General features: G+C 72.0%; 8 protein-coding genes. 6 read left to right on the top strand and 2 right to left on the bottom strand.

What is annotated here, in order from left to right:
* Positions 1 to 130: 130 nt before the first annotated feature.
* Positions 131 to 2,050 carry a helix-turn-helix domain-containing protein gene (locus tag AC07DS_RS41565; RefSeq protein ID WP_479153929.1) on the bottom strand — a complete coding sequence of 640 codons (1,920 nt, stop codon included), beginning with the start codon at positions 2,048 to 2,050 and terminating at the stop codon, positions 131 to 133.
* A gap of 303 nt (positions 2,051 to 2,353) precedes the next feature.
* Between AC07DS_RS41565 and AC07DS_RS41570 the strand changes: the two genes are divergently transcribed.
* Together AC07DS_RS41570 and AC07DS_RS41575 are read left to right on the top strand one after the other, a co-directional pair.
* On the top strand, positions 2,354 to 3,109 hold the full coding sequence (locus AC07DS_RS41570; protein ID WP_479153930.1) for a methyltransferase domain-containing protein: 756 nt from the start codon (positions 2,354 to 2,356) through the stop codon (positions 3,107 to 3,109).
* A gap of 206 nt (positions 3,110 to 3,315) precedes the next feature.
* Complete coding sequence (locus tag AC07DS_RS41575) at positions 3,316 to 4,119, top strand: hypothetical protein (protein ID WP_479153931.1); 804 nt, start codon at positions 3,316 to 3,318, stop codon at positions 4,117 to 4,119.
* An 89-nt stretch (positions 4,120 to 4,208) separates the two neighbouring features.
* On the opposite strand, the gene AC07DS_RS41580 is transcribed toward AC07DS_RS41575, so the two are convergent.
* Positions 4,209 to 5,054 (bottom strand): helix-turn-helix transcriptional regulator, encoded by an 846-nt coding sequence (locus tag AC07DS_RS41580; protein ID WP_479153932.1) that lies wholly within the window; start codon positions 5,052 to 5,054, stop codon positions 4,209 to 4,211.
* A 268-nt stretch (positions 5,055 to 5,322) separates the two neighbouring features.
* Here AC07DS_RS41580 and AC07DS_RS41585 point away from each other — a divergent pair, with 268 nt between their 5' ends.
* The 4 genes from AC07DS_RS41585 (at position 5,323) to AC07DS_RS41600 (ending at position 9,081) form a co-directional block, all read left to right on the top strand.
* Positions 5,323 to 5,478: a hypothetical protein gene (locus AC07DS_RS41585; RefSeq protein WP_479153933.1), complete on the top strand. Its 156-nt coding sequence runs from the start codon at positions 5,323 to 5,325 to the stop codon at positions 5,476 to 5,478.
* A 47-nt stretch (positions 5,479 to 5,525) separates the two neighbouring features.
* On the top strand, positions 5,526 to 6,869 hold the full coding sequence (locus AC07DS_RS41590) for a sugar phosphate nucleotidyltransferase (protein WP_479153934.1): 1,344 nt from the start codon (positions 5,526 to 5,528) through the stop codon (positions 6,867 to 6,869).
* Between the two features lie 46 nt (positions 6,870 to 6,915).
* Positions 6,916 to 7,611 carry an SDR family oxidoreductase gene (locus AC07DS_RS41595; protein ID WP_479153935.1) on the top strand — a complete coding sequence of 232 codons (696 nt, stop codon included), beginning with the start codon at positions 6,916 to 6,918 and terminating at the stop codon, positions 7,609 to 7,611.
* A gap of 192 nt (positions 7,612 to 7,803) precedes the next feature.
* The gene (locus AC07DS_RS41600) at positions 7,804 to 9,081 is read left to right on the top strand and encodes an IS701 family transposase (RefSeq protein ID WP_479153936.1); all 1,278 of its coding nucleotides are present in this window, start codon (positions 7,804 to 7,806) and stop codon (positions 9,079 to 9,081) included.
* Positions 9,082 to 9,084 lie beyond the last annotated feature (3 nt).

Raw genomic sequence — 9,084 nt, forward strand, 5'->3', positions numbered from 1 at the left:
GCCCCCCCACACAAACAAAAAAAGGGGGAAAAAGAAACCCCACGAACACCCCCCCCCCCCCCCCCCCCCCCCCCCCCCCCCCCCCCCCCCCCCCCCCCCCCCCCCCCCCCCCCCCGCAGCCGTTTCGCTGTCAGCAGGTGGACAGGGGGGAGCGGATCGCGTGCCGGGTGCGCTGCAGCCGCAGGGCGAGCTGCACCTCCAGCGCCCGCATGGGTTCCTGCCAGGTGGAGCCCAGCAGGTCGGTGATCCGTTCCAGGCGCCGGGAGACGGTGTTGGGGTGCACATGGAGGGCCTCGGCGGCCCGGCGGGGGCTGCCGCCGGACGCGAACCAGGCTTCCAGGGTGTGGACCAGATCCGTGCAGTGCCGGCTGTCGTAGGTGATCACCGGGCCGATCGTGGTCTGTACGAAGGCCGTGATGTCGGGGCTGTCCGCGAGCAGCAGCCCGAGGAAGCCCAGTTCCTGTGCCGAGGCGCTGCCCCCGTCGGTGCCGAGTGCGGTCAGCGCCTCCAGACAGCGCCTGGCCTCCTGGTAGGTGCCGTGGACCGAGCCCGGATGCGCGACCGGCCCGGCCGAGCCGACCGTCACCCGGCGGCCGGTCACCGTGGACAGCTCGGCGGTGACCGCCCGCCCCGCGTCCCCCGAGTCCATGCCCGGGACCAGCAGCACCAGGCAGTCGTCCGCGATGGTCTGCAGTCCCGCCATGCGGTGGGCGTACGACGAGGCCCAGACCAGGGCTCGGCCGCTGGCCCCGCCGTCCGGCCGCGCGATCAGTACCACGTGCGGGTCGTCGAGGGCGACGCCGAGGCGCCGGGCGTGCACCGCGAGCTGTTCGGGCGCGCGGGGCGAGTCGCCGATCAGGTCCTGGAGCAGCCGGCTGCGGCCCCCGTCGGGGGACGTCTCGGCACCGGTCTGGATGCGCAGCAGGACCGCGGTGGACTGGGCCGTGGCCCGCAGCAGCCGGAGCTGGTAGTCGATGGCCGGGCCGTCCGCGGCCAGGATCAGGGTGCCGAGCACCTCGCGTCCCGCGGTGGCCGGACACAGCCACAGGCCGTCCGCCGAGCGGATCGGGGCGAGCTCGGTGTGGGCGTCCAGGGTCCGCTGGAAGAGTTCCGCCTCGTCGAAGTCAGGGAAGCCCTCGGTGACCGCGAGGGTCCGGCCGGTGGCGTCGCGCACCATCAGGGCTCCGCCGAGTTCGGCCGCGGCGCGGGCTGCCACCTCGTTCAGCCCATGGCCGCTCAGCACCATGTCGATGAGCCGGGTGTGGACGCCGCTGACCAGACGCTCCGTGGTGGAGGAGTCCAGCGCGCGGGACACGTCGAGTTCCAGTTCGCTGAGTTCGGACCGGGTGTGGGCGAGCAGCCGGGCCTTCTTGATGGCCAGCGAGGCGAGGTCGCCCAGCGAGGACATCAGCGTGATCTCGTCGGGTGTGAGGTGGCGCACCGAGCGGTCGGCGCCGTAGAGAGCGCCGAAGGTGTCGCTGCCCTCCTTCAGGGGCACCGCCATCAGACCGTGCAGGCCTTCCGCGGTGACCACCTCGTCGGTCGGCGTGGAGTGCGGGAAGCGGTCGTCGGTGAGGTAGTCGGCGGTCCAGAAGGGCGCGGAGCGGTCGAACGCCGCGTTGCCGACGCCGCCCTGGGCCGGGACCACGAACCCCGGGGTCATGGTGGAGGCGTGGCCGTCGGATATGCGTACGTAGGAGCGGCCGTCGACGGGGTCCCTGAGGGTGATCCACGACATGTCGAAGTTGAGGAGCAGCCGGGCCCGGCGGGTGATCACCTGCAGCAGCGCGTCGACCTCGTACGGGAGGGTCAGTTCCCGTGCGGTGTCCACGAGTGCCGCGAGGGCGGCCTCGCGCTGCTGGCGGCGGGCGAACAGGCCGTGGATGTCCAGCGCCAGGGACCGCGCGCGGTCGAGGAGGGCCAGGGACTCGGCCGGCACCGGTTCGCCGGAGTCGGGGGGCGGTTCGAAGCGGTGGGGCGGGGCCTCGGTGGCGAGCAGTTCGAGAAGTCTGAGTAGTTCGTCCTGTACGAAGTCGTCCGTGTGCCGCATAGACCTCACCCCCAGTTGATCTGCGGCGCCTGCGGCGCGTGGCTCTGCCGAGCCTTCGCGAACCTAGATTGCGTGCACGACAGGCGTCAACGATGGCTTGAACCAGTACCCTTGAGGCGACCTTTGGCCGAAACCACATGCCAGAGCCTGCCGCACGGTGACCGGAGCACCGCCCGGCCGGTGTGCAGCGGTTATCGCTGCACATTCCCCCGTCGTGTTCGGTAACCCGACAATAAGCCCTGACAGCGCTCCGGGAAGCGGACGACGCCGCGGTCACGGAGCGTCCGGCGGGGGGACAGGGACATGTCGGGAACGCAGAGTTTCGTACGGTCGCTGGAGCGCAGCAGGTTGTCGCTGACGCGTCCGGACCGACCGGCCGAGTTCGAGCTGTTGGGCTTGCGATGGAATCTTCTTGACGAAGTGTTTGCTCCGGTCTTCTCGCCGTCGACCGCGGTGGCGCTCGATCTGCTGGGGCTCGCCGAGGCGGGTCCGGGCGACCGGTCGGGCTCGTTCCTGGAGATCGGCTGCGGGACCGGGGTCGTCGCCGTGCGCAGCGCGCTCGCCGGGTGCGAGCGGGTGGTCGCCGCCGACGTGAACCCCCGGGCGGTCGAGAACGCGGCGCTCAACGCCGTGCGGCACGGAGTGGGGGACCGGGTGCGGGCCGTGCGGAGCGATCTGTTCTCCGCACTTCAGCAGGAACGTTTCGACATGGTCTTCTGGAGTTCCAACTACGTACGCGCGCCCGAGGACTACACCTACCGGTCCATGCACGAGCGTGCCTATGTCGATCCGGGCTACCGTACGCACCGGCGCTATCTGGCCGAGGCCCCGCGGATGCTCGCCCCGGGCGGCCGGGCGCTGCTGCACTTCAGCAGCCGCGGTGCCCGCGGGGAACTGCACGAGATAGCACGGGAGTTGGGCCGGGAACTGCACGTGGTGCGGTCCGTGGAGCTGGTGGAGCAGGAGTACGGCGCCGACGCCGTCGAGCACCTGCTGCTGGAGATCCGCGTCGCGGACAGCGGCGACGGTCGCGACCGACCGGGCCGGGTGTCCGGGTGATGACCGCCGAGGGCGCGGTCCGGACCGGCTCCGCGGTTGGCCTGCCGGCCGCCGGGGCGGGTGGCGGTGCCGCGCGGGAGGCGGCCCCGTGACCGCGGGGGTGGGGTTCTTCCGCTCCGGTGTCGGTCGCTCAGGGAGCAGTTGGACGCGGGCACGGTGGAGCGGGGAGCGATCGCCGGGGTCCGACGACGGGGGAAAGTGGTGCCGTGGTGACCCTGTCCGGGCGGGACGCCTTTCGCAGTGAACTCACCGAGGTCGCCGGGCGGGACCGCCGGGTGGTCTGTCTGGAGACGCTGGCCCGCAAGAAGGACCATCCGTTCGAGGCGGCCCACCCGGACCGCTTCTTCTCGCTGCCGAACGTGGGCACGGTGCTGACCCAGATGGTGACGGGCCTGCGGGCGGCCGGGTTCAAGCCGTTCGTGGCCGTCACGCCGGGCCCGGCGGAGGGGCGGTCGGTGGCGCCCCGGTCGTTGTGGCGCGACTGCCTGGAGGCCGGGGCGACGGTGGTGATGTCGCCCGAGGGCTTTCCCGACGGGTACGACGAAGTGTGGCGGATGTCCGGTGTACCGCTCGCGATGCCCTGCGGGGAGGAGGAGACACGGGCGGTGGTCCGGCACGCCGCGCGGTCCTCGCTGCCGCACTGTCTGGTGCTCGGGGAGGGGCAGGGGACCGATCTGTCCTGGGAACCGAGCGAGCCCTCGCCGGCCACGGCGCGGTTGATCTCCGTCGGTGAGGACGGCACCCGGCTGGCGCTCGCCGCGCGTGCGGCCGCGCCCGGACTCGGGCACGCACACCTCGTCTATCTGGACGATGTCCGGCTGTCCGCCGCGGCCGTGGAACTCGCCACGTGGACGGGGAAGTCGGTGGTGACCGCGGCGCCCCGGCTGCTGGAGCCGGTGCTGGAGGCGCTGCGGTCGCGGTTGCCGGGGGACGCGGTGCTGGGCGTGCCGGCGCCCCTGCGGGCCGGGCGCGCGGACGTGGAGCAGGTGCTGGCCGCTGCCGCGGCGTAGCGGGTGCCTCGGCTTGGCCTCGGCCCCCCCCGTGGGGCGGAGCGGGCGTCGGCGGCCGCGGGTCTGTGTGGGGACGGGGAGGGGGTCGGTCAGCCGTCCATGTCCTCAAGCAGGCGGGACTGGGCCAGGGCGTAGGCCAGTTGGGCCCTGCTCTTGCTGTTGAGGACCTCCGACGCTCGGCCTATGTGGGTGGAGACGGTGCGGGCGCTGATGCCCAGGCGCTTGGCTATCGCCGCGTCGGTGTGGCCCTCGATCATGAGGCGCAGGACGGTGCGCCGGGTCTCGTCGGTCATCAGCGGGGGGCGCGCCTGCTCCTGGGTGATGCTGAGGGGTTCCGCCCGCTGCCAGGCGTGGTCGAAGACCGTGGCCAGGTAGTGGACGATCGCCGGGTGTTCGACGGTCAGGGCCGTGGTCCTGAGGTCGTGCCGGGGGTCGGGGATGAAGGCCGTCCTGCGGTCGAAGATGATCAGGCGGTCGAAGAGTTCGTTGAGGGTGCGTACCTCGACGCCGACCGCGGTGACCTGCTCGATGTAGGCGAGCGTGGGGCCATGGGTGCGTACCGAGTGCTGGTAGAGCGTCCGCTGGCGGATGTCCCGTTCGGACAGTTCCAGGGTGCGGCGCAGTGCCTTGCTGAGGAGTGCGGTGGCCCGGCCGCCGCCGGGCTGGGCGGTCAGGAGTTCCGTGCGGCAGGCGTCGGCCGACTTCTGCAGCGCCGCGCTGATGACGTCCTCGCCGTGCAGCAGACGGATGTCGGCGGAGGCGGTGCCCTGTTCCTCGCGGTAGACGTCCTCGGCGGCGCTCAGCGCCTCGCGGACGGCCGCCACGGCCTGCTGCTGGACGAGAATGGCGCGCTCGATGGGGCGGCAGAACTCGCTCACCGCGATGTCGGGCGGCACCACGCCCATGATCAGCGGGTTTTCGGCCAAGGGCCGCATGAGACCCAACTCGACGAGGCAGTCCGGTACATCGCCATCAATCGGACCTTTTGAGAGCGCTTCCCGGTAACGGGCCAGACCTTCGTCGCAGAGCCTGATCACATTGGTATGGGAGAGATTGTCCGACTTCCTGCACATTCGTTCCCCCTTCAGAAATGCGCAATGCGCGATCACGAGGCTACCAAGCGAAGAAATCCGGCTGCTGGCTGCGGCATGCTTCTTGCGGCGGAGGCGACAGCGCCTATCAGCCATCTGGGAGGGAATCCACATGAATTCCATGGGAACGACCGCCAAGCGATTCAGCGCGATATTCGCCCTCATGCTCCTCCTCGGACTCGGCGCCCAGTCGGCCGAGCAGGCCCTGCACGGCAAGCCGCTCGTCCAGACGGCCAACATCCCCGATCACGACCCGGAATGGGGCTGACCGAAGGCTCGGGGGACGTCCGACGAACTCATAGGGGGAAAGCGAACGTGCCTCGTCGGAATCCGGAGACCGTAGGAATCATTCTCGCGGGCGGCAGGGGCGAGCGGGCGAAGCCCATCACTCTTGAATCGTCCGACTACATTCGCAGCAAGGCTCTTATTCCGTTTGTCGGAAGGCGGCTCGTCGAATGGGTCGTCGAAGCCTGCCGGGACCAGGGCATCCGCCGCTTCTACGTGGTCGCCCACGGTCTGGAGAACCGTAACCAGATCAAGCTGCTGCTGGGCCACGGCGAGCGGCACGGAGTGGACGTCAGGTACTCCCGCTCGCGCCTCGACCGGTACAACGTGGGCTCGGCCGGAGCCACGCTCCACAACCTCGAACAGTGGGACCTGCAGGGCCAGGCCCTGGTGCTGCCGGTCGACTCGCTCTTCGACTTCGACCTGCGGGAACTGCGGGCCACGCACGAGGCGCGCGGCGCCGTGGTGACGGTGGCCGCGGTGGAACGGACGGCGCGGGAGATCGCCGGCAAGTACGGCGTGATGCGCACCGACGCACGGGGGCTGGTGACGGGCTTCGTCGAGAAGCCGGCCGCCGCCCGGCTGCGCGAGCTGTTCCCGGAAGCGGTCGCGGACGAGCGGGCGACACTGCCCACCAACGCCGGGATGTACCTGGTGGACTGCGGCCGGCTGCGACTGCTGGCCCGGGAGCCGGAGCTGTTCCGGCAGTCCCACCAAAGGCTCGACTGGGGCGGGGACCTGCTGCCCTGGCTGGCCGGGCACGACCACCCGGTCGCCACCCATGCCATCGGCAGGCTCGGCGACCTGGGCAACGTACAGGACTATCTGCACACGCTGCGGCTCGTGCTCGACGGCGCGTACGAGCAGATGAACCGGCTCATGGCGCGGTCCGGGCAGGCCGGATCGCAGGGCTGGATCCACGAGAGCAGCCTGCTGACGAAGGACGACCTGTCCGGCACGACCCTCGCCCAGAAGATCGAGGAGGGGTCGGTGCTGATCGGCCCCGGCGTGCGCATCGGTCACGACGTCGAGATCGGGCCGGGCGTGCGGCTGGAGCACACGGACGTCGGCGACGGGGCCGAGATCCGTGAGGGCAGCACGCTCGTCCACTCCGCCGTGGGCGAGTCCGCGGTGATCGGCGCCCACGCCGACCTCTCGGAGTCCTACGTCGGACCGATGGCGGTGATCCATTCGGAGCGTGGCCGGCCCACCCGGCTCGAAGGGCACACAGCGATCGGCGACGGGGCCGTGCTGCGTCCCGGGTCCCGGTTCCGCGGGGTCACCGTCTATCCGCGGCTCAGGGTGCCCACGCTGACCGGCGTGCCCGCCGCGACCGAGCTGACGAGCGCCGACGACGTCCTGCGCTGGGTGTGACCCGGCCGGGGACGACAGGCCTCAACACATAGGGGGAATCATGCACATGCACGGTCCCATAGCGGTGATCGGCGGAGCGGGACGGCTCGGCTCCCTCGTGACCAGGAGACTGGCCGAGGCGGGCGAGCGAGTCCGCGTGGTGAGCCGGCATCCGGAGCGAGGAGCGACCCCGCCGCCCGGCACCGAGCTGTGGCAGGCGGACGTACGGTACGCGGACACGCTGGGGCCCGCGCTGCGCGGTTGTGCCGCCGTGGTGTTCAGCGTGGAGCCGGGTACCGCCGACTCCGGTCCCGACAGCCCGGAGACCACGGTCTGCAGCGGCGTGCTCAACGTGCTGGCGGCTGCTGCGGAGTCCGCGCCGCGGCCCCGGTTCGTGCTGGTGAGCCAGATCTTCGTGACCCGGCGCGAGCACCCGATGAACGCCTACGGGCGGCTGCTGGACTGGCGGCTGCGCGGCGAGGACGCGGTACGGGACTCGGGCTTCGCCTACACGGTGGTGCGGCCCGGCTGGCTGACCGACGACGGCGGCGCGGGTGCGGGTGTCCGGCTGGAGCAGGACGACCGCGGCGACGGCTGGGTCTCGCGCGCCTCGGTCGCCGAGGCCTGTGTCCGGGCGCTCGGCTCCGCGGCGGCCGCGGGCCGCACGTTCGAGGTCTACAACGAGCCGGGCGCGGCGCCCACCGACTGGGAACCGCTGTTCCGCAGGCTGACCCCGGACCCCTTGCTGGCCCTGCGCCCGTAGCGCCACGGCCCCGGTTCCGGGCCGTACGGACGACGTGGCGGGCCCACCCCCGACCGCCCGCCCCGTCCCCACGCCCGTCGGTTCCCCCGGCCGACGGGCCCCTGCCGGGGCCGGCGCCCCGGCGGACGCACACCGCGTCCGCGGCGCCGGCCCCGGGCGAAGAACCTCACGTATTCCAGAGAGGGCTGAGTCATGCCCGGCGAACGTCAAGTCGTGGAGTCCGCCGAGATTTCCGAGAACGTGGTCTCCGAGATCATTTCCCGCACGTTCAGATCAATTCCGCGCAGTGACCAGAGGCGTTGGGGCGAGCTTTATGTGAGAGGCCTGCTTTCGGTTTCCGGGAGGAAGACGATGCGGGCGATCGCCGACGGTGCCGGCGGCGGAGTGGAGCAGAGCCTCTACCAGTTCATCACCAAGTCCCCGTGGGCCGCCGAACCGGTCCGCCGGGAGCTGGCGGACCTGCTGCTGCGGCTGGAGCCGCGCGCCTGGGTGGTCCAACCCCTGGTGATCGCCAAGGTGGGGCAGCACTCCGTGGGCGTGGAGCGGCGGTGGGTCTCGGAGTTCGGACGGGTCGTCAACTGCCAGCAGGCGATAGGGGTGTGGCTGGCCGCCGACCGGGCGTCGTGTCCGGTGGACTGGCGGCTCGCCCTGCCGGAGAGCTGGGCGGGCGAGGCGGCGCTGCGGCGCCGGGCCTGTATCCCGGAGGACGTCGGCTCCTGCCCGCCCGAGCAGTGCGCGGTGGAGGCCGTGTCCGCGATGGCCGGGGACTGGGGTCTGCCGCACCGGCCGGTGGTGATGGACCTGCGGGAGAGCGACACGTACGGCATCTGCTCGGTGCTGCTGGAGCGCCGTATGCCCTTCGTCGTGCGGATCGACCCCGCGGCCCGCGGACTGGCGCTGCGGGCGCTGCGGCCCGCGCCGCGCCCGGGACTGCCGGAGCCGGTGTCCGAGGCGACGGGCACGCCGTGCCCGCCCGGTTCGCCGCTCGCCCTGGTCCCGGAGCTGAGCCGGCAGTGTCTGCCGGTGGAGTGGTACGACCACGAGGCGGACGCCCTGCGGGCGACGTCGGTCGGCGCCGCCCGGGTCCTGCTGCGCCGGACGGGCCCCGACGCCCCCCGGCCGGTCCCCGCCGACCAGCAGGAACTCATCCTGGTCGGCGCCTGGCGGGATCCGGGGCGGCGCACCCCCAGCGAGTACTGGCTGTCGAACCTGCCGCAGTCCCAGCTCGGCACGGTCTACCGCACCGCCATGCTCGCGGGCCGGGTCACGCGCGATCTGACGGAGGTCAGCGAGGGGCTCGGCATCCGGGACTTCGAGGGCCGTTCGTTCCGCGGCTGGCACCACCACATGACGATGGTGTCGCTGGCCCACGCGGCCACGGTCCTGTCCACGGCACCTGGCGCCGAGTCCTGGCCGCCGCCGGTACGGATGCCGGTGCCGCACGAGCGGGTGGGGGTGCGGGCCGCATGAGGT

The sequence above is a fragment of the Streptomyces sp. NPDC044064 genome (assembly GCF_056434245.1).

Coding starts and splice junctions, on each gene's coding strand:
- AC07DS_RS41565 (WP_479153929.1), bottom strand. CDS start 2,050: ATGCGGCACACGGACGACTTCGTACAGGACGAACTACTCAGACTTCTC.
- AC07DS_RS41570 (WP_479153930.1), top strand. CDS start 2,354: ATGTCGGGAACGCAGAGTTTCGTACGGTCGCTGGAGCGCAGCAGGTTG.
- AC07DS_RS41580 (WP_479153932.1), bottom strand. CDS start 5,054: ATGCGGCCCTTGGCCGAAAACCCGCTGATCATGGGCGTGGTGCCGCCC.
- AC07DS_RS41585 (WP_479153933.1), top strand. CDS start 5,323: ATGAATTCCATGGGAACGACCGCCAAGCGATTCAGCGCGATATTCGCC.
- AC07DS_RS41595 (WP_479153935.1), top strand. CDS start 6,916: ATGCACGGTCCCATAGCGGTGATCGGCGGAGCGGGACGGCTCGGCTCC.
- AC07DS_RS41600 (WP_479153936.1), top strand. CDS start 7,804: ATGCCCGGCGAACGTCAAGTCGTGGAGTCCGCCGAGATTTCCGAGAAC.